This is a genomic window from Pantoea sp. GCM10028869 (genome assembly GCF_042666835.1).
GTDB classification, from domain to species: Bacteria; Pseudomonadota; Gammaproteobacteria; order Enterobacterales; family Enterobacteriaceae; genus Pantoea; species Pantoea leporis.
Genome location: NZ_JBHTGO010000007.1, coordinates 164,427 through 188,153, shown reverse-complemented (window position 1 = coordinate 188,153; position 23,727 = coordinate 164,427). Strand labels below are relative to the sequence as shown.

Here is a 23,727-nt window from a genome sequence, read left to right as displayed (position 1 = left end):
CGGAATTCTTGATCTCAGCCGTGCGTCACAGCACGTTTTCACCGTGAAGTTGCCGATACTCCTTCGGCGTATTGGCGTAACTCTTTTTAAACACCGAATAGAAATATTGCAGCGACGGGTAACCACACATTTGTGAGATCTCATTGATGCTCAGCGAAGAACACGCCAGCAGCTCGCGTGCTTTCTCCAGTTTTTCGCGGTGAATCATGGCGTGAATGGTGTCGCCGGTTTCATCACGGAAGCGTTTTTCCAGATTCGATCTTGAGATGCCGATGGCATCCAGCACCTGTTCAACCTTAATACCTTTGCAGGCGTTAAAGCGGATGTAATGCATCGCCTGAATCACTGCGGGATCGTGCAAGGAGCGGAAATCGGTGGAGCGGCGCGCAATAACTTTCACCGGTGGAACCAGAATTCGTTGCAGTTGCAGAGGCTGATTATCCAGCAGGCGATGCAGCAGTTTTGCCGCCTGATAACCCATCTGGCGTGAACCCTGCGCCACGGACGAGAGCGCCACGCGCGACAGATAACGCGTCAGTTCCTCGTTATCAATCCCGATCACCGTGAGCTTCTCCGGCACCGGAATTTTGAGGTATTCACAGGCCTGCAGCAGATGGCGCGCACGGGCATCGGTGACGGCGATGATGCCGGTTTGCTGCGGCAGGGTTTGCAGCCAGTCAGCCAGACGGTTTTGAGCGTGCTGCCAATTTTCCGGCGCGGTTTCCATGCCCTGATAGACCACGCCTTGATAACGCTCGCGCGCCACCAGCTGGCGAAACGCATGTTCACGCTCTTGCGCCCAGCGTTTGCCGCTGGCTGCGGGCAAGCCATAGAATGCAAAGCGGTTCACGCCTTTCTCTTTCAAATGCAAAAAGGCGCTCTCGACCAGCGCGGCGTTGTCGGTGGCGATGTAATGCACCGGCGGATAGTCCTGCGGCTGATGGTACGATCCGCCAACGCCAACTATCGGCACCGACACGTTCGCCAGCAGTTTTTCAATCGAGGGATCGTCGTAATCCGCGATAACCCCGTCGCCCAGCCATTCACGGATATTGTCGATGCGGCAACGAAAATCCTCTTCAATGAAAATGTCCCAATCCGTTTGTGATGCCTGTAAATACTCACCGACGCCCTCAACCACCTGGCGGTCATAGACCTTATTGGCGTTGAACAGCAACGTAATGCGATAGCGTTTCTCATGCATCGTGGCGCACTCTCCTAAATCGACAGCACCTTGCATAGCATGGCACGACGGACAGCAGAAAGAATTTGCGCCACAATGTGATCCCCCACGCGATTACACCCGGCGGCGCGTCGCGGTATCCATCCACACCGCCAGCAGCAGAATGGCGCCCTTGACGATGTACTGCCAAAAGGTCGGGACATCCATCATGCTCATGCCGTTATCCAGCGACGCCATGATAAAGGCGCCGATGACCGCGCCCGCCACCGAGCCAACGCCGCCCGCCAGGCTGGTGCCGCCAATCACACAGGCGGCGATAGCATCCAGCTCGGCAATGTTGCCTGCCGAAGGCGAACCCGCGCCAAGGCGTGAGCTCAGGATCAGGCCAGCAATCGCCACCATCACGCCATTGATGGCGAAAACCGCCAGCTTGGTGCGGGCCACATTAATGCCGGAAAGGCGCGCGGCATCCAGGTTGCCACCGATGGCATAAATCCGGCGACCAAAGGCCGTGCGCGTCGCCATAAACATGCCGCCGAGCAGCAGCAGCGCCAGCAGCAAGACCGGCGTTGGCACGCCGCGATAATCGTTGAGCAGCCAGATCGCGCCCAGTACCAGAATGGCGGTGACGACCTGTCGCACCAGCGCACCGCTGACGGAAGTTTGCGCCAGACCAAGCTGTTGGCGACGCAGACGCAAGCGCCATTGCCAGAGGATAAACAGCGCCAGGCCAGCAAAGCCGAAGCCAAATCCGATCCCGCCAGGCAGATAGCTTTGGCCAATCTGCGACATCGCCGGGCTGGTAGGCGCTACCGTGGTGCCATCGGTGATGCCGACCAGAATGCCGCGAAACGCCAGCATCCCCGCCAGTGTGACAATAAACGACGGAACTTTGCGATAAGCCACCCACCAGCCGTTCCAGGTGCCGAGCAGCAAACCCATCACCAAAGTCACGACGATGGTGAGCGGTAGCGGCCAACCGAGCCAGACGTCAAAGATAGCTGCAGCACCGCCGAGCAACCCCATCATCGAACCCACCGAGAGATCGATCTCCGCAGAGATAATGACGAACACCATGCCGACCGCAAGAATGCCGGTGATGGCGGTCTGGCGCAGCAGGTTGGAAACATTACGTGCGCTGAGCCAGGCACCGTCGGTGGTCCAGGTGAAGAACAGGGCGATTAGCACAATTGCCCCCAGCATCACCAGCACCTGCAGATTTGGCAGCGAGAATTTACCTGGCGCACCTTTACCCGGCGTAGTGAGGCCGCGTTGCGTACTTTCGGTCTTAAACATAGTGTTCACTCCGCAGGGCGGCTTCCATCACCTGCTCCTGAGTCAGGTTATCGTTAATCAGATCGGCTTTGATTTTGCCTTCATGCATCACCAAAACCCGATCGCTCAGGCCCAGCACTTCGGGCAACTCAGACGAAATGACAATCACGGCAATCCCTTGCTGCACTAGCGAATTGATCAGCAGATAGATTTCCTGGCGCGCGCCCACATCAATGCCGCGTGTAGGCTCATCAAGAATTAAGATTTTTGGATTGAGCAGCAGGCATTTAGCGAGGATCGCTTTCTGTTGATTGCCGCCGCTCAGGCGACTAATCGGCAGTTCCGCCGACGAGGTTTTCACCCGCAGGCGCGCAATGGCCTGATTAATTGCCTGTTGTTCCTGCGCGTCATCCAGCAGCGAAAGTCGGGGGCTAAATTGGTCCAGCGCGGCTAGCGTGATGTTTTTGCCCACGCCCATTAGCGGCACGATGCCATCCTTTTTGCGATCTTCCGGCACCATCGCGATGCCGTGCGCGATGGCGGCGCGGCAGTCCTTGATACGGACTTTCTTGCCGTTAATATGAATATCGCCCTGCCAGCGTCCCGGCCAAACGCCAAACAGACACTGCACGGTTTCGGTTCGCCCGGCACCAACCAGCCCGGCAATGCCAAGAATTTCGCCGCGCTTCAGGCTAAAAGAGACGTTATCCACCCGGCGGATATGGCGGTTGATGGGATGCCACGCCGTGAGGTTCTCTACCTGCAACAGGGTTTCGCCAATCTCGTGTGGGCTATGCGGATAGAGCGCCGTCAGCTCGCGCCCGACCATCATGGTGATGATGTCATCCTCACTCAGCCCGGCGGCCGCGCGGGTCGCGATATGCTGACCGTCGCGGATCACGCAGACGGTGTCCGAAATCGCTTTTACCTCGTTGAGTTTGTGCGAAATGTAGATGCAGGCGATGCCATGTTCGCGCAGGTTTTTGATGATGCTAAGCAGCACCTCCGTTTCCTGTTCGGTGAGCGAAGAGGTGGGTTCGTCGAGGATCAGCAGGCGCACCTGTTTATTCAAGGCGCGTGCAATCTCCACCAGCTGTTGCTGGCCTAATCCCAGTTCGCCGACGCGCGTATCCGGCGATACCTGCAGCTTGACCCGCTCCAGCAGCTGCTGGCAACGCAACGTCATGGTTTCGTCATCCACCATGCCGAAACGTCCCAGCTCTGCGCCGAGGAAAATGTTCTCCATCACCGTCAGCTGCCGCACCAGCGCCAGCTCTTGATGGATGATCACGATCCCTTTGCGTTCGGTATCACGAATGGTCTGCGCCTGAATCTCGTCGCCCGCAAAATGGATACTGCCTTCAAAGTCACCGTGCGGATACAGCCCGCACAGGATCTTCATCAGGGTCGATTTCCCCGAGCCGTTTTCGCCGCACAGCGACATCACTTCACCGGCTTCCAGCTGCAGGCTCACGTCATCCAGAGCTTTCACCGCGCCGAAACGCTTGGTGATATGGTTCATTTCCAGCAACATCGGCCTCTCTCCTTTACGGGCTCGCGCCTCAGAGTTCGCTCTGCTTGTGGAAGCCGTCTTTGACTACCGTGCTTTCAATGTTGTCTTTGTTCACCGGAATAGGATTCAGCAGGCGCGATGGCACATCTTTCAGGCCATTATTCAGCTTGCTGTTGCTGGCGGGTTGTTTGTCGTCACCGAGTTCCACCGCGATTTTGGCTGCTTCAGTCGCCAGTTCGGTGATGGGTTTGTAAACCGTCATGGTTTGCGTGCCGTTCATAATGCGTTTGATGGCGGCAAGATCGGCATCCTGGCCGGAGATCGCAACTTTGCCGGAAAGTCCCTGCGCGCTTAATGCCTGAATCGCACCGCCTGCGGTGGCATCATTCGACGCCACAACGGCATCAATGTGGTTGCTGTTTGCCGTTAAGGCGTTCTCCATTATTTTCAGCGCATTTTCCGGCAGCCACGCATCAACCCACTGATCGCCGACCACTTTAATGCTGCCATTATCAATATAAGGTTTTAACACTTTCATCTGACCGGCACGGAACAGGCGCGCGTTATTATCCACCGGCGAGCCACCCATCAGGAAGTAATTACCTTTTGGTACTTGCTTCACAATACTTTCGGCCTGTAATTCGCCCACTTTTTCATTATCAAAGGAGATATAAAAATCAATATCGGCGTTATTTATCATGCGGTCATACGCCAGCACTTTAATGCCTTCACGTTTCGCTTCTGCCACCACGTTACTTAAAACCTGGCCGTTATAAGGAATGATGACCAATACATCGACGCCGCGATTAATCATATTTTCAATTTGCGACATCTGCGTTTCTTCGTTGCCGTTGGCCGATTGCACAAACACTTTGGCGCCCAGTGATTCGGCTTGTTTAACAAAGATATCGCGATCTTTTTGCCAGCGTTCCAGACGTAAATCATCAATAGCCATACCGATTTTGACTTCTTTAGCGCTACCCGCGTGACTAAACAGGGCCAGAGCCGCGCAGGCGGCCAACAGTGATTTTTTCATGTTCATGGTATTAATCCTGTAGGTTGAGGCTGTTGTCGTTGTAAGGCTGATAACCAGGCCGATGAATTGTTGCCCTGAGTTTCAGATGACATCAATTACTGATTTTTATCCGGCTATTACGTTTTTTGGTTTATTTGCGATTTTATGAGCGCGATCGATATTTCAACGCTTTCAGAAAAAACGACGTGAGAGAGGCTGAATGAAAATAACGACATTATTTTGCGAGCTGGCGCACAAATAATAATTATCTTACGTTGAGTGTTAAATATCGTAATTGAGCAGCAGTAAATTACATCATCACAATAACCGCTCAAAGCTGACCATTCGGGTCCTCATGCTAAGGAGCTAACTATGCACGCCTATTTCGACCAGCTTGATCGCGTTCGTTATGAAGGGAGTAATACCCGCAATCCTCTGGCGTTTCGTCATTACAACCCGGACGAGGTGATTCTCGGTAAAACCATGGCGGAGCATCTGCGCTTTGCAGCCTGTTACTGGCATACCTTCTGCTGGAACGGCGCGGATATGTTTGGCGTTGGCGCGTTTGATCGTCCGTGGCAGAAGCCGGGTGATGCGCTTGAGCTGGCGAAGCAAAAGGCCGATGTCGCCTTTGAGTTCTTCCATAAACTGAATGTGCCTTATTACTGCTTCCACGATGTGGATGTCTCACCGGAAGGGGATTCGCTGAAAAGCTATCGTGAAAACTTCGCGGTGATGACCGATAAATTACTGGAAAAACAGCAGGAAACCGGCGTGAAACTGCTGTGGGGAACCGCCAACTGCTTTACCCATCCGCGTTACGGTGCGGGTGCGGCGACCAATCCGGATCCGGAAATTTTTGCCTGGGCCGCCAGCCAGGTGTGCAGCGCCATGCAGGCCACGCAAACTCTGGGCGGCGAGAACTATGTGCTGTGGGGCGGGCGTGAAGGGTATGAAACCCTGCTGAATACCGACCTGCGTCAGGAGCGCGAGCAGATTGGCCGGTTTATGCAGATGGTGGTGGAGCACAAACATAAGATCGGTTTCCACGGCATGTTGCTGATTGAACCCAAGCCACAGGAGCCGACGAAACATCAGTATGACTATGATGTCGCGACAGTTTATGGCTTCCTGAAGCAGTTCGGGCTGGAGAAAGAGATCAAAGTGAATGTGGAAGCCAACCATGCGACGCTGGCGGGTCACTCTTTCCATCATGAGATCGCAACGGCCATCGCGCTGGGCATTTTCGGCTCGGTGGATGCTAACCGCGGCGATATGCAGTGTGGCTGGGATACCGACCAGTTCCCGGTCAGCGTGGAAGAGAATGCGCTGGTGCTGTACGAAATCATCAAAGCGGGCGGATTCACCACCGGCGGCTTAAACTTTGATGCCAAAGTCCGCCGTCAGAGCACCGATAAATATGACCTGTTCTACGGCCATATCGGCGCGATGGATACCATGGCGCTGGCGTTAAAAGTCGCGGCCCGTATGGTGGCGGATGGCGAGCTGGATAAGCGTGTGGCGCAGCGCTACAGCGGCTGGAACGGCGAGTTCGGACAGCAGATCCTGAAGGGAGAATTTTCCCTTGCCGCGCTGGCGGAACAGGCGCAGCAACAGCAATTTAATCCACAGCATCGTAGTGGACGCCAGGAACAGCTGGAGAATCTGGTGAATCACTACTTGTTTGATTTTTAACTTTTCAGGAGCGCAGCATGGTTATCGGCATCGATTTAGGCACCTCCGGCGTGAAAGTGGTATTGCTGGATGCGCACGGCAAAGTGATTGCAGTGGAGAGTGCGCCGCTGGAGGTGTCGCGGCCGCAGCCGTTATGGAGCGAGCAAGATGCCGAAAGCTGGTGGCGGGCGACCGATCGTGCCATGCAGGCGCTGGCCCAGCAGCACGATCTCAGCGGCGTGAAGGCGATTGGCCTGAGCGGGCAGATGCACGGTGCCACCTTGCTGGATAGCGAGAGTCGGGTGCTGCGTCCGGCAATTTTATGGAATGACGGGCGCAGCGGCGAGCAGTGTCAGGAACTGGAGAAGCGCGTGCCGGATTCGCGTCGCATCACAGGCAATCTGATGATGCCCGGCTTTACCGCACCTAAGCTGCTGTGGGTAAAACAGCATGAGCCGCAGGTTTTTGCTCAGGTGGCTAAAGTGCTGCTGCCAAAGGATTATCTGCGCTTGCGCATGAGCGGTGAGTTCGCCAGCGACATGTCGGACGCGGCGGGAACGATGTGGCTGGATGTGGCGCAGCGCGACTGGAGCGATGAGATGCTCAACGCCTGCGATTTGCAACGCAGCCAGATGCCGCAACTGTTTGAAGGCAATCAGATCACCGGCACCTTGTTGCCAGATGTCGCCGCGCGTTGGGGCATGCAAAGTGTGCCGCTGGTGGCGGGCGGTGGCGATAACGCGGCGGGCGCGGTGGGTGTCGGCATGGTTGAGCCGGGACAAGGCATGCTGTCGCTCGGCACGTCGGGCGTCTATTTCCTGGTGAGCGACGGCTATCTCAGCAATCCACAGCGTGCGGTGCACAGCTTTTGCCACGCGCTGCCGCAGCGCTGGCATCTGATGTCGGTGATTCTCAGCGCGGCTTCCTGCCTCGATTGGGCGGCGGCGCTAACCGGCTGTGCGGATGTGCCGCAACTGTTAGATGAGGCGGAAAAAGCGCGCAGCGATGTGCCGCCAGTGTGGTTCCTGCCCTATCTTTCTGGCGAGCGCACGCCGCATAACAATCCGCAGGCGCAGGGCGCGTTCTTTGGTTTAACGCATCAGCATGGCCGACCAGAACTGGCGCGCGCGGTGCTGGAGGGCGTGGGCTTCGCGCTGGCCGAAGGCATGGATGCGGTGCATGAGTGCGGCGTGCAGCCGAAAACCGTGATGCTGATTGGCGGCGGTGCGCGAAGTGCGTACTGGCGTCAGATGCTGGCGGATATCAGCGGGCAAACGCTGGATTATTGTCATGGCGGCGAAGTCGGTCCGGCGCTGGGTGCGGCGCGACTGGCGCAGCTGGCGGTTGATCCGGCGAGCGAATGGCCGTCGCTGGAACTGGCGCAGCGGCATCAACCGGATGCGGCGCGGCATCAGGCGTATCAGCCACAGCGCGAGGTGTTTGCGCGCTTGTATCAGCAGTTGCAGCCGTTGATGTCTTGATGTGGGAGGGTGATGGCTGGATTTGGCAGGGTTTTGGGGTTTTTATCGGGTATAATTGGGGTTTTGTGTTAAATGTAGTGGCCTGATTTGCCCTCACCCTAGCCCTCTCCCGCAAGCAGGAGAGGGAACCGATCAAGAGTATACGCACGATCAGCTCCCTCGCCCGTTTACGGGAGAGGGTTGGGGTGAGGGGGAAAAAAACACACCAAACCCAACCGGAGCTCACCATGCCGCAGTCCGTCTTCTTTCTCGTGCTTCCCGGCGTGATGGCGCTGGATCTCACTGGCCCCGCTGAAACCCTGCAGCTGGCCGACGGCCACTTCGCGCTGCACTACATCGGCCCGCAGCCAAGCGTGCTGTGCTCCACCGGCATGACCCTCGCCGACATCGCGCCCTTGCCCGCGCAACTGCCGGCAAACAGCCTGCTGGTGGTGCCTGGCGTACACGATTCGCGCGTCTGTTTTGACACCGCACCGGCCGCGATAGCGCGTGACTGGCTGCGCCAGCAGAAGGCGGCGATTACCGATCAGCGCATCACGCTGGTGTGCATCTGTTCCGGCGCACTGCTCTCAGCGCAGGCGGGATTGCTGGATGGCATCCAATGCACCACGCATCATGATGTGTTACCGCGCCTGAAAGCGGCAGCGCCGGCGGCGTTAGTAAAAGATAACCGGGTTTTCGTCGAAGATGGCGGCATCTGGACCAGCGCGGGCATTACTGCGGGCATCGATCTGGCGCTGCATCTCATCAATCGGCTGTGCGGCGCGCCGCAGGCATTGAAAGTGGCGCGCGAAATGGTGGTGTGGTTCCGCCGTTCCGGCGACGATCCGCAACTGTCGCCGTGGCTGCGCTATCGCAATCACATGCATCCGGCGATTCATCGCGCGCAGGATGTGATGATTGCCCATCCCGAACATGATTGGTCGCTTGCCGCGCTGGCCGAACGGGCGCACGTCAGCGAGCGTCATCTGACGCGCCTGTTCCGCCAGCATCTGGGCATCAGCGTGCGCGAATACCACGAACAGCTGCGCTTAGTGATTGCGCGGCAACGCCAGCAGCAGGGCGAAGCGGCGGAGAAAGCGGCGCTGGCCGCCGGATTCTCCTCGGCACGCCAGCTGCGCCGCGCGCACCAGCGCTGGGACGATCAGCTCACCAGATGACGCTTATCCACGCGTTGTAATCCCATCGCCAGCAGCAGGCTGCCGATCAGCGACGCGCCCATCACCCACGGCAAATCGAGCCACGGGCGCGACATGTCGTCGTAGTGATGGGTACGCAGAAAGTGGATAAACAGCGCGTGAAAACCGTAGATCGGCAGGGAATAGCGCGAGAGGGTGGCGAGCCCCGGCAGCGCGCGCTGATTCAGGGTGTTTTTGAACAGAATCAACAGGCTGATGGCGGCAATAAAAACCAGCGGCCCGCAGTAGAGATACCAGGTATCGTTGAACGCGCCGTTGATTTTCAGCATCTGTTTGGTGCCGAGCGCAATGCCAATCACGCAGGCCACAAAGCCCAATCCCGCCAGCCAGCTGATGCTGCGCTTGTCGGTCTCCATACAGCCAATCGCGCGCCCGAGTAGCGCATACAGCAGGTAGTAAATGCTGTCGCCGCTGACATACAGATTCACCGGCAGCCAGTGGAACGGTCCCAGCGATTGGCTCACGGTATTCGGATTCGCCAGCACCGCCAGCACGATCACCTGTATCGCGACATAGCGCGGTGCCACGCTTTTCACCTGAATCAGCGGGGATAACAGGTAGATGCCGATAATGGCGAAGAAGAACCACAGGTGATAGAACACCGGTCTTTGCAGCAGTTTGAGCAGCGATCGACCTTCGCTGATCGGCGTCAGCCAGGTGATATAGGCCAGCGCCACCGCGCTGTAGAACAGCAGGCACAGCACGATGCGCAGCAGATGCCGCCCTTGTGCGCTGCGTTCGCCGAAAAACAGATAGCCTGAAATCATAAAGAACAGCGGCACACAGACGCGTGACGCTGAGTTAAGTAGGTTCGCCACATCCCAGCTCAGGCCTGTTACCGCCATCGGCCCGGTGATGTACCAGGTTGTGGTGTGAATGACGATCACCATCAGGCAGGCAACCGCACGTAAGTTGTCGATCCAGTAAATTTTTTGCTGCATGGCACCCTCTTGCATTGGCTGCGAAGAAGGGTAGCCAGTGAGCCGCGCGCCAACAACCTTTAGCGTTGTAATTCAGATCACTCTGTTATTCGACACTCGACACCAGAATCAATTCGCGCGCACTGCGTAGCGGCGCGATTCATCGCGCAATAAATTGCGCCGCTACAATGTGTGCTTCGTTGTTAGGCGGTGACAGCCGTTAATCACGCACCAAAAACGTCTCGATCACCGCTTCGTCGGGTTCAACGCCGAGGCCCGGCTCGCTCGGCAGCCACGCGTAACCGTCGGCGATGCGCACCGGATTCTTCGCCAGCGAGCGGCTGATTTCGCCCGGCTCGACGCAATACTCCATCACCAGCGCATTCTCAATCGCGCAGAGGAAATGCAGCGAGGCGGCGGTATTGATGTCGGTGGTGAAGTTGTGGTTGCACACTTTGCGTCCACGGCTGTGCGCGTAGCTGGCGATCTCCATTGCCTGCGTAAAGCCAGTGCGCGTCAGGTCGATCTGCACGATATCGATGCCGCCTTCATCTATCAGGCGCTGGAAACCCGTTACCGAACACTCTTGCTCACCGGCGGCGATATGCTGCTGGCAGGCGGCGGAAACCTGGCCGTAACCGGCGTAGTTATCGGGATGCAGCGGCTCTTCAATCCAGAACAGATTGAGGTGTTCATAGCGCTGGCTGCGGCGAATGGTGGTTTTGGCATCCCACACGTGGCCGACATCCAGCATCAGATCCACATCGTCGCCCATCGCTTTACGCAGGGCGTCGAGATAGCGCAGATCCAGCGCTTCGTCAGTGCCAAACGGCTCCCAGCCAAACTTCACGCCGCTATGGCCGGTATCCATCGCATGCTGCGCGCGCGCGACCGTCTCTTCCACGCTGAACTGGAACATGTTGGAGGAGTAAACGCGCATTTTATCGCGCATGGCGCCGCCCAGCAGTTCAACAATCGGCTTGCCGAGTGCTTTACCTTTGATGTCCCACAAGGCGATGTCGATGCCGGCCATCGCCTGTAGTACCGCGCCGCTGCGGCCGTAATAGAGGGTGGCTTTGTGCATCTTCTTCCATAAACGGCCGGTTTCCAGCGGGTTTTCGCCGATTAACAGCGACTTCAGGCCGGTGACCATGGTGTGCGAATAGGGCGCTTCAATGATGGCTTTGGTGACATACGGGCTGCCATCCACTTCGCCCCAGCCGGTGATGCCGGCATCGGTGGTGATTTTGATCAGCAGCGCATCCTGAGAGCTGTCGGTGCGCTGCTCAATCACTGGCAGGCGCAGGTAAAACGCCTCAACGTTAATGATTTTCATGGTGTTTTCCCTGGTGTAAAGGCAAGGCGAAATTAGCCGAGAGCGGAACGGTGCTGTCGGCGCTGTGTTATCAGGGTTTCGTAATCCACGTCCAGCGCCTGAATGCGGATGTGGTTCTCAACCTCGTCGGTCATTTTGGCGATGTCGCCATCGGCAAAGACATTAATCAGCCGCTGATGCTCCTCAATGATGTCGCTCATCGATTTGCCCATGGTGGAGAGGCCGAAAATCACCGTCAGCTGACGGGCAATCGACTCCCACAAATTGCTCAGCACCGGGTTGTGCGCGAAGCTGCACAGCGTGCGGTGAAAATCGGTATCGGCGGAGGCAAAACCGTAAACGTTATCGCTTTGCATCATCGCCTGCATCTGCGCCACGCCCTGATAGAGCTGATTAAGCTGCTCAGCGCTGTTGCGTCCGGCCTCAATCGCCCGGCGACAGGCCAGCGTCTCCAGCGGGATGCGCACATCGATAATCTGCTCCAGCCGCTGATGCGAAATCTCCATCAGGCGGATACCTTTATACGGCTCGCTGGTGACAATGCCCTGGCTCTCTAGAATGCGCAGCGCTTCGCGGATCGGCACGCGGCTCATGCCGAGTTTCGCCACCAGCTCGGGTTCTGCGATGCGATCGCCGGGCAGGATCAGGCCGCGCGAGGCGGCGCTGAGAATGGCATCCACGGCGTGATCGACCAGCGTGCGCGGACGCGCACTATTCCAGCTGTTATCGGTGGCCGCGTCCTGCGCCAGCGGGGCGCTGTTTTTACGACGAGCGGTAGAGGGTTTTCCTGCCATGTTGTTTGTCCTGTTTAAACCTGTCGGGTCACGAATTGACCGAAGCCGGGTTCAACCTGCATCTGGTCATCCTGGAATACCGTGACGCCACGAATCAATGTGCGCACCACTCTACCCTGACAGCGCATCCCTTCAAATGCGCTCCACTTGCCGAGTCCCTGAAAATTGGCGCCGCGCACCGTCCAGCTTTGGCTGGCGTCGTAGAACACCAAATCGGCGTCGAAGCCGGGCGCAATCGCCCCTTTTTTGCCCCACAGCTGGAAGGCTTTGGCCGGGCTGCTGGCGGTCATGCGCGCAAACTCGCTGAGCGCCACGCCACGTTCAATATGGGCCGCGCTGAAGAACATCGGGCTGAGGGTTTCCACGCCGGTCAGGCCCATGCCCGCCTCCCAGATGCTGGCTTCACCCGCCTGTTTTTGTGCGGGCGTGTACGGACAATGGTCAGACGCGATCATGTCGATATCGCCGCGCAGCAGCACCTGCCACAGCGCATCCACCACCGGACGTGGGCGGATTGGCGGGCCGCAGCGCGCGTTGGGGCCGATGCGCACCAGATCGTCTTCGTCGAGCAGTAAATAGTGTGGACAGGTTTCGAAGCTGGCACGTACGCGGGTTTTGGCAGCGACAATGGTTTCCGCCGCGCGCGCCGAGCTGACGTGCACGATATGGCAGCGCGCGCCGGTCTCTTCGGCAATGGCTAACACGCGTCCCACCGCTTCGATCTCGGCGATTTCCGGCCCCGCCAGCGCATGAGCGCGCGCATCTTTGCGTCCGGCGCGGCGCTGTTCGCTGCCAGCACCGATCAAAATCTCGTGATTCTCAGCGTGCACGCCAATCAGCCCGTCGAACGTGGCCAGCTCGCGCATGGCGCGCAGCAGGCCGTCATCGTCGAGACGCGGCAAACCTTTCTCGTCGGTGGCGTCGCCGTTGGGGGCGCCGCTGCACAGGAAGGCTTTGAAGGCCAGCGCACCGGCCTGATTCAGCGCCGCCAGTTCATGCACGTTATTTCCGTCTAACCCAGCCCACAGGGCGTAATCCACCGAGCAGTTGTCTGCCAGCCAGCTTTTTTTGGCGCTGAAGTTAGCCAGCGATGTCGCCGGTGGCAGAGAATGCGGCATCTCGACGATGGTGGTAACGCCGTGCGCCGCCGCACCGCGCGTGCCTTCACGCAGCTCCTGTTCGGGGAAATCGTGCGAGCCGGTGAAATGGGTATGCACGTCAATGGCGCCGGGCACGATGATCAAGCCACGTGCATCGATCACCTCGTCAACGCCGTCGGTAAGCGCGCCAGGCGTCAGCAGGCCGCTGATTTTGCCGTTTTCCAGTAACAAATCGGCAGGCGCCGCGCCATTTTCACCGACCACCAAACCATTAATAATCAGCTGTTTCATCATTCTGCTCCTGCCTGCGTCACCAGCGCCGCATACGGCACCGGCTGTGAAGAGTCGAGCCAGCCGATAGCAGTTAACAGCTGGCTGAAATGCGCAAACTCAGCGCGCGGAATCACGCAATCTGGCGCAAACACGCCAGCCTGTTGATAGGCCGCGAGGCCGCGCACCAGCGCCTCGCGCGGATAATCGGGGTAAAACGCCTGCACCTGTTGCGCCAGCGCAGTGGCGTCATGGTTGGCGATCCACGTCAGCGCCTGGGCAATGGCGCGGGAGAAGGCGGCGAAAGCGGTGGCTTTCTCCTGCAATACATCGGTGCGGGCGATGTAGGCGCTCCAGGGTACGTGGCCGCACACGCTGGCGAGGCTGCTGATGTTGTGGAGTTGTCCGGCGGCGATGGCGGGCGCCAGCATATGCATGGCGTGCAGCGCATAATCGGCTGCACCCTGGGCCACGGCGGTGAAATCCCGCGCCTGATCGCCGCTGCCAGCGATCAGCTCAACGTCATCCTGCAAACCGTGACGCGCCAGCAGCCAGCGGAACGTCAGCGTGGCGGTGCCGACATTGCCGACATCCAGCACACGTTTGCCGCGCAGATCGCTGAGCTGAAAATCGGGCTGCGCCTGCGCCGCCGCAAGAAACCACGGATTGGCCGCCACCGAGGCGCAGAAACACTGCAACTCTGCACCGTGCTGCTGAAAATGCTTCATCACCACCATCGGGCCGCCCAGCGTGAGATCGGCGTCGCGATTCAGCACTGCGGGAACCTGGCCGCCTTGTACCGTATGCCCGCCTGATTCACTGGTGGTGAAGATCACCTGCAGCTGCTGTGCGGCGAACAGGCCGAGGCTGTGCGCCAGATAGTGCGCGCAGTAATAGATGCGGGATTCGCTGGCATCGCCTTGGTTGAAAATCAGTGTCTGCATCAGTGGCGCTCCTCGGTGATAAAGCTGCCGTTCAGCGCCGCCATATCGCTGACGCCGCACCAATGACTAATGGCCGTAACTTCATTGATCCAGCCGGAAAGCAGATCGAACACCGCGCTCTCGCCACCGGCGACTAAAGCACTGATGATCGGGCGCACGCTGAGCGACAGCGACGCGCCAAGACAGCGCGCCACCACCGCATCGCTGCCGCAGCGTACGCCGCCATCCAGCAGCAGCGGCAATCGCGTCACCGCCTGCAAATCGGGCAGCTGATCGACCGGCGTAGCCCAGCGCGCGCTCTGGCGCAGGCCGATGTTTGAGGCAATCACTCCGCTGACGCCGTGCTGCGCGGCCTGCGCCGCATCGTCATGATGCAGAACGCCTTTCAGCCACAGCGGCAGTTGATGATTAGCGCAGTGCGCCGCTACCTCGTCAATTTCCTGCCAGCGCCACACCGGAAAAGCCGGCAGCGGCGCAACACCCGGCTGCGTGCCGCCGATGGTGTGCCAGCCGCGCTGTTTCAGGGCGTCGCCGATAGAGAAGCCGCCGGGCTGTAACCCGGCCACCGGATGCACCGGCGCCAGCACCGTGAGCACGATATTTCTAAATCCGGCCTGCGCGGCCTGGTCGATCAAAGCGTTGATGCGGTCGACATCGCCCGCCGCACGCAGTTGCAGCCAGCAGCGGTCGTATTCGGCACCAATCTGCTCCAGCGGCGTGACGCTCTCTTCGGAGATCACCAGCGGCAGTTGCAGACGTTTGCAGGCGCGAGCAATCGGCAGCACCCCTTCTTCGTGAAAAATTCGGTCACCGGCAAACGCGCCGACGCCAATCGGCGCGGACCAGTTTTGCTGGTGCAGGGAAATCTGCGTGTCGATGCTTTCATTGCCCTGCAGCACGCGCGGTAACAGACGAAAGCGGCGTAGCGCCTGCTGATTGGCATCGGGTTCATTACCCAGCGCATCGGCCGGTTGGCCCTGCATATAGCGGAACAGCGCATCGCCGAGGCGCTCGCGTGCCGTGAGTTCAAAGCGCGTTGGCATGTGGCGCCTCCGCAGCATTTTCATGTTCAAGGAAGGTGGCAAACGCTGGCGTTTGCGGATTTTGCAGAATCGTCGGCGGGCCTTCTTCAATCAGCGCGCCATCCTGCAGGAACACCACCCGATCGGCAACGCCCGCCGCAAACGCGATGTCGTGGGTGCTGATGATCATGGTGATGCCGGTCTGTGCCAGGCTGCGCATGGTTTGGTTCACTTCGCGCACCAGTTCGGGATCGAGCGCGGAAGTCGGTTCATCAAACAGCAGGATTTGCGGTTCTGCCGCCAGCGCGCGCGCAATGCCGACGCGCTGTTTCTGTCCGCCAGAGAGTTCGTGCGGCAGCGAGGCGGCGAAATCACCGAGTCCTACCATTTTCAACGCGCGCATCGCTTTGCCGCGCGCGATTTCCGGCTGTGCGCCCTGCACGCGCAGCAGAATGCTCATCACGTTTTCCAGCGCGGTGAGGTGATCAAACAACGCGAAGTGCTGGAACACGATGCCAATGCCCGACTTGGCGCGGTTCACCGGCAGATGTCGCTGCGCCAGCGCGCGACCGTTTTCGTCGCTGCCCATGAAGTGGCCTTCGGTCTGAATGGTGCCGCTGCTGCGTGGCGTCAGCGCCAGAATCGATTTCAGCAGCGTACTTTTGCCCGAACCGGAGCGACCAAGCAGCACCACCACTTCGCCGCGACGGACGGTTAACGACAGCGATTTCAGTACCGCTTTACCGGCGTAGTCGACGCACAGCTGATTCACTTCCAGCACCGGCGCAGCGGTTTGCGTATCCCAGCGCCGTTTTGGTAGCTGCATCGGCATCACGTCTGCTTCCGGCGGCAGTTTCGCCAGGCGCGCGCGTGCCCGACGTGCACGTTCATCAAGGTTGTAGAACTTCTCCAGCCACCACTGACCGCCCGCCAGCAGCGTGGAAAGAATCAGGTAGATGCCGCCCGACGCGACCAGCACCGGAATAAACAGGAAGTTTTGCGACACAATCGCCTGGCCGCGCATCGTCAGCTCATTGACGCCCACCACCGAAGCCAGCGAGGTGGATTTCAGCAGCCCGACAGTTTCATTGCCCATGGTGGGCAGAATGGCGCGCAGCGCCTGCGGGATCACCACGTGAATCATCTCTTTGCTGCGCGAATAACCGAACGCCTGCGCCGCCATGCTTTGATCGCGATCGGTCGCCATAATGCCGCCGCGAATGATTTCGGCGCAGAAGGCGGTTTCGTTGATCATCAGGGCGATAAGCGCGCTGGTGAACGGGCTCAAACGCAGGCCAAATTCCGGCAGCACGTTGTACAGCAAAATCAGCTGCAGCAGCACCGGCGTGCCGCGCAGCGTATAGATGTAGATTTTCACCGGCACGCGAATAAACCCGTGCTTTGAGCTGCTGGCTAACGCCAGGAAAAAGCCAATCACAATGCCGCCCGCCAGCGCGCCAATCAGCAGCTGCACGGCGATAACAGCGCCTTCCCACAAGTAGGGGAAAGTCAGGTACTTAAGAAAATCATCCAAGGCGTTATCCTCCTCAACGCCTCGGTTAAGTCACCGAGGCGGCTGAGTTTATGCATTAACCACGCGCAACCACTGGACGCTCGGCAGCGCTGCCCTGGCCCCAGTAATCCAGCAGTTTTTTCTGTGCACCGCTCGCCTGAATCACCTTCATCGCGTCCAGCACCGCCGCGCGCAGCGTGACGTTGTCTTTGGCGATCGGGAAGCCCACCATGATCGGCAGATCCACGGTGAAGCCGCTTTGCAGCGATTTGTCCGCTTTGGCGATGGCAACGGCGGAACCGGCTTCGGTCAGATAGACGTCCGCGCGACCGCTTTTCACCGCCTGAATGCTGTTGTCGGTGTTCTGCACCATCAACATGCTGACTTCGGGCTTACCGGCGGCGCTGCATTTGGCGCTTTGTTCCGGCACCAGTTTGTTGGCTTCGTACGAACCCGCAGCGGCGGCGACGGTTTTGCCGCACAGATCATCGACGCTGTTGATTTTCTTCGGGTTGCCTTGCGCCAGCACCGAGCCGTCCTGCACCTGCATCGAGGCGACGAAGGCGATCTGCTTCATGCGTTCTTCGGTGACGTATAGCATCGGACCGATATCCGCGCGTCCGCTGGCGATCGAGGTGAGCAGCACGTTGAACGAGCCACTTTGGTAACTGTGTTTCGCGCCGAGGCAGCTGCTGATGCGCTCGAACAGGGAAGGATCGAGACCTTCAATGATGCTGGGATCTTTTTCCGATGGCGCTTCAAAGCCTTTGGTGTAGCCGCCGAGGCCGACGACTAGATCTTTGCCTTTCAGCGACGGATATTTGGTTTGCAGCGCTTTGCACTGCGCCATCGCCGCGAAGTCACTGGCGGTTGGCGTGATGGGATCGGTGCTGGCTGCGTGGGCGCTGGAGAGGCCCGCCAGTAAGCTGCCGCTGAGACCAGAGATTAATAAAGCAGTGCGTGCGAATTTCATAATAAGGTTCCCCTGATGGTGGTGAATGAGAAAGCGATGACCTTGTGATTTATGAACGTCTTTGGTGTTTGGGTGCTGCTGGTCCCTCACCCCAGCCCTCTTCCAAGCATGAGAGGGGGCCGATAGTGCGGGCTGAAAATCTCTTCATCCCCTCTCCCATTTATGGGAGAGGGTTAGGGTGAGGGGAAAAGCGCACCCTTAATAACCTCGTGCCGGATCAACCTGATTACGCAGCGGTTGTCCGTGGCGGAAGCGCGCCAGGTTATCGATAAACACGTCAAGGCAACCGGCGAGGTAGGCGCTGTGATCGTCAAGGCTGCAGTGCGGTGTCATCACCACGCCGGGCGTGTGCCACAGCGGGTCGTCGGCCGGTAGCGGCTCTTGCGGATAGACATCCAGCACCGCGCCGGCCAGTTCGCCTACGTCGAGTTTTTCGCGCATCGCGCTGTAATCAAACACATCGGCGCGTCCAACAATCACGATACCAGCGCGTGCGGGCAGCAGATCGAGACGGCGGCGATCGAACAGATTGCGGGTTTGTGGCGTCAGCGGCAGCGTCGATACCACCACATCCACCTGCGGCAATACCTCGTCTAGCGCATCAATACGGATGCAGCGCGCCACGTTGGCATCGCACTGGCCGCTGCGCGTCACGCCAATCACGCGATAGCCTTGCGCCGTCAGCAGAGTTGCCGCTGCGGCGCCAATGCCGCCCACGCCCAGCAGCAGCACGATTTTGCCGCGTGCGCAGCCGCCAAAGGTCGGACGCCACACACGCTGCGCCTGATCCTGCAGAAAACCGGGAATGCCGAAGTTGAACATCAGCGCCGCCATCAAAATGAACTCGGCACCTTTATCGCCGTGTACGCCAGAAGCATTGGTGAGCGTCACGCCTTGCGGCCAGTGCGCCAGCCACTGCTCAACGCCAGCGGACATCACCTGCACCCAACCCAGACGCGGCGTGCTGAACTGATCGAGCGCCAGCTTGCGGCCGCTCCACAGAATGTCGCAGCGGGCGAGGAAGTCGGCGGTCTGCGCCGGATCGCGGTTTTCGCTCAGCGTAAAGTGGCTGCGCAACGGCGGATGCGCGTCGAGTTGCAGTTGCAGCTGCTCGACAGAGAGATGGAGTGCGCGCGGTGCGCTGGCGTCGTTCTCGATATGAATATGCATCAGCGCATCGCTGTCACTTCCATCTCGACCAGCAGGTCAGGATGGTTGAGTTGAATGCCCACGGTGGCGCGCGCCGGGAAGGGGAACCGGAAGAATTCACTGTAAGCGGCATTCATCGCGCTGAACGTGCTGAGATCGGTCAGGTAAACAGTGACGCGGACCACGTTGTCGAAGGTCATGTTCGCTTCACTCAGCAGATCGCCGACGTTTTTCAACACCTGACGCGTCTGGCTGGCGATGTCGTTGCCCATAATCTCGCCGCTGTAGGGATCAATCGCCACCTGGCCGGAAATGAACAACATTGGTTCATGCAGCACGGCGGCGGAGAGCGGCGCAGGCCCCATTGGGCGGTCGCTGGCGTTCATGCCGGGATAACTCAACGCAATCTTCATGGTGAAATCTCAAGCAAAACTGTTTCACCGCAATTTCGTATACGATTATACGAGTGTCAACGCGCGATTTTTAACCATTGGGTCAAAAAGGTGATATTCATCACGTAATAGGATTTGCTGATATATCGATCAAGCTTATGATATGTAAGATTTTAATGAAAATTTTATGTTGAGTGCTCGCGATGAGTGTGAATCGTATACGATTTTCTTATTGTTCTGTTTTTGCCCGCTAAACCTTGCCGTAATCGCCTGCGCATTGGCCTGGATTTCCGGCTGCACAATCCGCGGTCAAAGGGTATACTGGCGCACTCTTTTTTTAACCGATCCGTATCGCGTGCGAATTCAACATGCAAAAGTTTGATACCAAGACCTTTCAGGGCCTGATCCTGACCTTGCAGGATTACTGGGCGCGCCAAGGCTGCACCATTGTCCAACCGTTGGACATGGAAGTGGGCGCCGGCACCTCACACCCGATGACCTGTCTGCGTGCCTTAGGCCCAGAGCCGATGGCGACCGCTTACGTGCAGCCATCTCGTCGTCCAACCGATGGACGTTACGGTGAAAACCCGAACCGTTTACAGCACTATTACCAGTTCCAGGTGGTGATTAAGCCCAACCCGGACAACCTTCAGGAGCTGTACCTTGGGTCGCTGAAAGAGCTGGGTATGGATCCCACCATCCACGACATTCGCTTTGTCGAAGACAACTGGGAAAACCCAACGCTGGGCGCGTGGGGACTCGGTTGGGAAGTGTGGCTGAACGGCATGGAAGTGACGCAGTTCACTTACTTCCAGCAGGTTGGCGGCCTCGAGTGCAAGCCGGTAACCGGCGAGATCACGTACGGCTTGGAGCGTCTGGCGATGTACATTCAGGGCGTAGACAGCGTTTACGATCTGGTGTGGAGCGACGGTCCGTTCGGTAAAACCACCTACGGCGAAGTGTTCCATCAGAACGAAGTGGAGCAGTCGACCTATAACTTTGAATACGCTGACGTTGACTTCCTTTTCACCTGCTTCGAGCAGTATGAGAAAGAAGTGCAGCAGCTGCTGGCGCTGGAAAAACCGCTGCCGCTGCCGGCTTACGAGCGCATTCTGAAAGCGGCGCACAGCTTTAACCTGCTGGATGCCCGCAAAGCGATTTCGGTTACCGAACGCCAGCGCTATATCCTGCGTATCCGCACCCTGACGAAAGCCGTGGCGGAAGCCTATTATGCGTCCCGTGAGGCGCTTGGCTTCCCGATGTGCAATAAAAACAAGTAAGAGGCAGCCATGACCGATAAAACTTTCCTGGTGGAAATTGGCACCGAAGAGTTGCCTCCGAAAGCGCTGCGCAGCCTGGCAGAAGCCTTTGCTGCGCATTTCACCGCTGAACTTGATAGCGCCGGTCTGGCGCATGGCGAAGTGAGCTGGTTTGCTGCTCCGCGTCGTCTGGCGCTGAAAGTGGCCCAGTTGGCTGCCGCGCAGCCAGATCGCGAAGTTGAAAAACGTGGCCCGGCAATCGCCGCCGCGTTTGATGCCGATGGCAACGCCACCAAAGCGGCCGAAGGTTGGGCGCGTGGTAACGGCATCACCGTGGCGCAGGCTGAACGTCTGAGCACGGATAAAGGTGAATGGCTGGTGCATCGCGCTGCCATCACCGGCGAAAGCGCGCAGGCGCTGCTGCCCGCTATGGTGGCTACCGCGCTGAGCAAGCTGCCAATTCCTAAGCTGATGCGCTGGGGCGCGAGCGACGTGCAGTTTGTGCGTCCGGTGCACACCGTTACGCTGCTGCTGGGTGACGAGCTGATTCCCGCGAAGATTCTCGGTATTGAGTCCGATCGCGTGATTCGCGGTCATCGCTTTATGGGCGAGCCAGAATTCACCATCGACCACGCCGATCAGTATCCGCAGCTGCTGCTGGAGCGCGGTAAAGTGGTGGCGGATTACGCTGCGCGTAAAGCCAAAATCAAAGCGGATGCGGAAGCGGCAGCGCAGAAAATTGGCGGCATCGCCGATCTGAGCGAAAGCCTGCTGGAAGAAGTGACCTCGCTGGTGGAGTGGCCGGTGGTGCTGACGGCGAAATTCGAAGAGAAGTTCCTCGCAGTGCCAGCTGAAGCGCTGGTTTACACCATGAAAGGTGACCAGAAGTACTTCCCGGTGTACGACGCGGCGGGCAAGCTGCTGCCGAATTTCATCTTCGTCACCAACATCGAATCCAAAGATCCACAGCAGATTATCGCCGGTAACGAGAAGGTGGTGCGCCCGCGTCTGGCGGATGCCGAGTTCTTCTTCAACACCGACCGCAAAAAGCGTCTGGAAGATAATCTGCCGCGTCTGGAAACCGTACTGTTCCAGAAAGAGCTGGGTACGCTGCGTGATAAAACCGATCGCATTCAGGCGCTGGCTGGCTGGATTGCCGCGCAGATTGGTGCTGATGTGAATCACGCTACCCGCGCGGGCTTGCTGTCGAAATGTGACCTGATGACCAACATGGTCTTCGAGTTCACCGACACACAGGGCGTGATGGGCATGCACTACGCGCGCCACGATGGCGAAGCGGAAGATGTGGCGGTGGCGCTGAATGAGCAATATCAGCCGCGCTTTGCCGGCGACGATCTGCCGTCAAATCCTGTGGCCTGCGCCGTGGCGATTGCCGACAAAATGGACACCCTCGCGGGTATTTTCGGTATCGGTCAGCATCCGAAAGGCGACAAAGATCCGTTCGCACTGCGCCGTGCTGCGCTGGGCGTGCTGCGTATCATCGTGGAGAAAAACCTGCCGCTCGATCTGCAAACGCTGACCGAAGAAGCGGTGCGGTTGTACGGCAGCAAGCTGAGCAACGCCAAAGTGGTCGATGAAGTAATCGACTTTATGCTGGGCCGTTTCCGTACCTGGTATCAGGAAGAGGGCCACAGCGTTGACACCATTCAGGCGGTGCTGGCGCGTCGTCCAACCCGTCCGGCTGATTTCGATGCGCGCATGAAGGCGGTTTCGCACTTCCGTACGCTGGAAGCGGCCGCCACGCTGGCTGCTGCCAACAAACGTGTGTCGAACATCCTGGCGAAATCGACCGAAACCCTGAACGACAGCGTGCAGGCTTCCCTGCTGAAAGAGAACGAAGAGATCCAGCTGGCGACCTTCGTGACCGCGCTCGGCGACAAGCTGCAGCCGTACTTTGCAGAAGGTCGCTATCAGGATGCGCTGGTTGAACTGGCGCAGCTGCGTGAAGCGGTAGATAACTTCTTCGATAAAGTGATGGTGAACGCTGACGATCAGGCGGTGCGAATTAACCGTCTGACGCTGCTGGCACAGCTGCGCCAGCTGTTCCTGCAGGTGGCGGATATTTCGCTGCTGCAGTAATTGGCGTGGTCGCCATGAATGGCGATGCTACGAAACAAAGGGGACGAGAGATCGTCCCTTTTTTGTTTTCAAAACTCGGCGCTAACGTCCTGCGAGTGGTGCAAGATACGCCCGATGAAAATTTCATCCACTTCAGCGCGGTAGATCACAATATGCTGTTCGAAAGGCAGCGAATAGATCTGCTGACCTAAATCCGGTCGTTTACGACCTAAATCAAACATGGCGAGTTTGTCGAAGAGCTGAGCGAATCTGGCGCTATAGTCATCAGCTAACTGCTCTCCATAATTCCAGTAGCCATAAATCCAGATCTTCATTAGATCTGCATCAGCTTCCGGTTTTATCGTGATGGTCCTTTTCATAAATGCCTACCCTGGCTTTTGCTCGTCTTAGAAAATCTTCATGATCCCACTCTTTACCCGGGCCGCTTTCAAAGCCCTCTCTGACCAACTCTCTGAGCTTTTCCAGCTTTGATTCAGCCTGCTTCTCACGCAGCAAGCGCAGCGAGTCGCGCACCACTTCGCTTTGCGTACGGTAGTCGCCGGATTCAACCAGAGATTCAACAAACTCGCGCAGTTCATCGCCTAAATCGATCGTCATGGTGCGTGCCATCATCGT

At 58.3% G+C, this 23,727-nt stretch carries 21 protein-coding genes; 5 read left to right on the top strand and 16 right to left on the bottom strand.

Annotation, left to right across the window (positions count from 1 at the left end; translation table 11 throughout):
* Window positions 1-25: 25 nt before the first annotated feature.
* From xylR to xylF, 4 genes are all read right to left on the bottom strand, one after another.
* Window positions 26-1,204 carry a D-xylose utilization transcriptional activator XylR gene (gene xylR, locus ACFQW4_RS18395; protein ID WP_377726541.1) on the bottom strand — a complete coding sequence of 393 codons (1,179 nt, stop codon included), beginning with the start codon at window positions 1,202-1,204 and terminating at the stop codon, window positions 26-28.
* Window positions 1,205-1,297: 93 nt separating this feature from the next.
* Window positions 1,298-2,479 carry a xylose ABC transporter permease XylH gene (gene xylH / locus ACFQW4_RS18390; protein WP_192236832.1) on the bottom strand — a complete coding sequence of 394 codons (1,182 nt, stop codon included), beginning with the start codon at window positions 2,477-2,479 and terminating at the stop codon, window positions 1,298-1,300.
* Window positions 2,472-3,992 carry a xylose ABC transporter ATP-binding protein gene (locus ACFQW4_RS18385; RefSeq protein ID WP_377726539.1) on the bottom strand — a complete coding sequence of 507 codons (1,521 nt, stop codon included), beginning with the start codon at window positions 3,990-3,992 and terminating at the stop codon, window positions 2,472-2,474. The genes xylH and ACFQW4_RS18385 overlap by 8 nt, the downstream gene beginning before the upstream one ends.
* Window positions 3,993-4,020: 28 nt before the next feature.
* On the bottom strand, window positions 4,021-5,013 hold the full coding sequence (xylF, locus tag ACFQW4_RS18380; protein WP_101763858.1) for a D-xylose ABC transporter substrate-binding protein: 993 nt from the start codon (window positions 5,011-5,013) through the stop codon (window positions 4,021-4,023).
* 345 nt (window positions 5,014-5,358) lie between these two features.
* Between xylF and xylA the strand changes: the two genes are divergently transcribed.
* The 3 genes from xylA (at window position 5,359) to ACFQW4_RS18365 (ending at window position 9,301) form a co-directional block, all read left to right on the top strand.
* On the top strand, window positions 5,359-6,681 hold the full coding sequence (gene xylA / locus ACFQW4_RS18375; protein WP_061719300.1) for a xylose isomerase: 1,323 nt from the start codon (window positions 5,359-5,361) through the stop codon (window positions 6,679-6,681).
* Window positions 6,682-6,698: 17 nt separating this feature from the next.
* On the top strand, window positions 6,699-8,141 hold the full coding sequence (xylB, locus tag ACFQW4_RS18370) for a xylulokinase (RefSeq protein ID WP_377726536.1): 1,443 nt from the start codon (window positions 6,699-6,701) through the stop codon (window positions 8,139-8,141).
* Window positions 8,142-8,368: 227 nt separating this feature from the next.
* Window positions 8,369-9,301 (top strand): GlxA family transcriptional regulator, encoded by a 933-nt coding sequence (locus tag ACFQW4_RS18365; protein ID WP_377726534.1) that lies wholly within the window; start codon window positions 8,369-8,371, stop codon window positions 9,299-9,301.
* On the opposite strand, the gene ACFQW4_RS18360 is transcribed toward ACFQW4_RS18365, so the two are convergent.
* The 10 genes from ACFQW4_RS18360 to ACFQW4_RS18315 all read right to left on the bottom strand — a co-directional run bounded on the left by ACFQW4_RS18360 (window position 9,286) and on the right by ACFQW4_RS18315 (window position 19,774).
* A complete protein-coding gene (locus ACFQW4_RS18360; protein WP_377726532.1) occupies window positions 9,286-10,281 on the bottom strand; it encodes an acyltransferase in 996 nt (331 codons plus the stop codon). The two genes, ACFQW4_RS18365 and ACFQW4_RS18360, sit on opposite strands and share 16 nt — an antisense overlap.
* Before the next feature lie 199 nt (window positions 10,282-10,480).
* On the bottom strand, window positions 10,481-11,596 hold the full coding sequence (locus ACFQW4_RS18355) for a mandelate racemase/muconate lactonizing enzyme family protein (protein WP_101763852.1): 1,116 nt from the start codon (window positions 11,594-11,596) through the stop codon (window positions 10,481-10,483).
* 32 nt (window positions 11,597-11,628) lie between these two features.
* Window positions 11,629-12,390, bottom strand: coding sequence for a GntR family transcriptional regulator (locus ACFQW4_RS18350; RefSeq protein ID WP_101763851.1), 762 nt, complete (start codon window positions 12,388-12,390; stop codon window positions 11,629-11,631).
* A 14-nt stretch (window positions 12,391-12,404) separates the two neighbouring features.
* On the bottom strand, window positions 12,405-13,781 hold the full coding sequence (locus tag ACFQW4_RS18345; protein ID WP_377726609.1) for a dihydroorotase family protein: 1,377 nt from the start codon (window positions 13,779-13,781) through the stop codon (window positions 12,405-12,407).
* Window positions 13,781-14,704, bottom strand: coding sequence for an ABC transporter substrate-binding protein (locus tag ACFQW4_RS18340; protein WP_222234998.1), 924 nt, complete (start codon window positions 14,702-14,704; stop codon window positions 13,781-13,783). The genes ACFQW4_RS18345 and ACFQW4_RS18340 overlap by 1 nt, the downstream gene beginning before the upstream one ends.
* Window positions 14,704-15,747 carry an alpha-hydroxy acid oxidase gene (locus ACFQW4_RS18335; RefSeq protein ID WP_377726529.1) on the bottom strand — a complete coding sequence of 348 codons (1,044 nt, stop codon included), beginning with the start codon at window positions 15,745-15,747 and terminating at the stop codon, window positions 14,704-14,706. Before ACFQW4_RS18335 ends, ACFQW4_RS18340 begins: the two co-directional genes overlap by 1 nt.
* Window positions 15,731-17,260 (bottom strand): amino acid ABC transporter permease/ATP-binding protein, encoded by a 1,530-nt coding sequence (locus ACFQW4_RS18330; RefSeq protein ID WP_110867864.1) that lies wholly within the window; start codon window positions 17,258-17,260, stop codon window positions 15,731-15,733. The genes ACFQW4_RS18335 and ACFQW4_RS18330 overlap by 17 nt, the downstream gene beginning before the upstream one ends.
* Window positions 17,261-17,315: 55 nt before the next feature.
* Window positions 17,316-18,212 carry a transporter substrate-binding domain-containing protein gene (locus ACFQW4_RS18325; protein ID WP_377726526.1) on the bottom strand — a complete coding sequence of 299 codons (897 nt, stop codon included), beginning with the start codon at window positions 18,210-18,212 and terminating at the stop codon, window positions 17,316-17,318.
* A 198-nt stretch (window positions 18,213-18,410) separates the two neighbouring features.
* Complete coding sequence (locus ACFQW4_RS18320; protein WP_377726524.1) at window positions 18,411-19,382, bottom strand: D-2-hydroxyacid dehydrogenase; 972 nt, start codon at window positions 19,380-19,382, stop codon at window positions 18,411-18,413.
* Window positions 19,382-19,774: a RidA family protein gene (locus ACFQW4_RS18315; RefSeq protein WP_101763844.1), complete on the bottom strand. Its 393-nt coding sequence runs from the start codon at window positions 19,772-19,774 to the stop codon at window positions 19,382-19,384. The genes ACFQW4_RS18320 and ACFQW4_RS18315 overlap by 1 nt, the downstream gene beginning before the upstream one ends.
* Window positions 19,775-20,121: 347 nt before the next feature.
* Here ACFQW4_RS18315 and glyQ point away from each other — a divergent pair, with 347 nt between their 5' ends.
* Both glyQ and glyS read left to right on the top strand, forming a co-directional pair.
* A complete protein-coding gene (gene glyQ / locus ACFQW4_RS18310; protein WP_377726522.1) occupies window positions 20,122-21,033 on the top strand; it encodes a glycine--tRNA ligase subunit alpha in 912 nt (303 codons plus the stop codon).
* 9 nt (window positions 21,034-21,042) lie between these two features.
* Window positions 21,043-23,112, top strand: coding sequence for a glycine--tRNA ligase subunit beta (gene glyS / locus ACFQW4_RS18305; protein ID WP_101763843.1), 2,070 nt, complete (start codon window positions 21,043-21,045; stop codon window positions 23,110-23,112).
* A gap of 68 nt (window positions 23,113-23,180) precedes the next feature.
* Here glyS and ACFQW4_RS18300 read toward each other — a convergent pair whose 3' ends face one another.
* Window positions 23,181-23,426 carry a type II toxin-antitoxin system RelE/ParE family toxin gene (locus ACFQW4_RS18300; protein ID WP_233501802.1) on the bottom strand — a complete coding sequence of 82 codons (246 nt, stop codon included), beginning with the start codon at window positions 23,424-23,426 and terminating at the stop codon, window positions 23,181-23,183.
* Between the two features lie 10 nt (window positions 23,427-23,436).
* The gene (locus ACFQW4_RS18295; protein WP_061719305.1) at window positions 23,437-23,721 is read right to left on the bottom strand and encodes a type II toxin-antitoxin system ParD family antitoxin; all 285 of its coding nucleotides are present in this window, start codon (window positions 23,719-23,721) and stop codon (window positions 23,437-23,439) included.
* Window positions 23,722-23,727 lie beyond the last annotated feature (6 nt).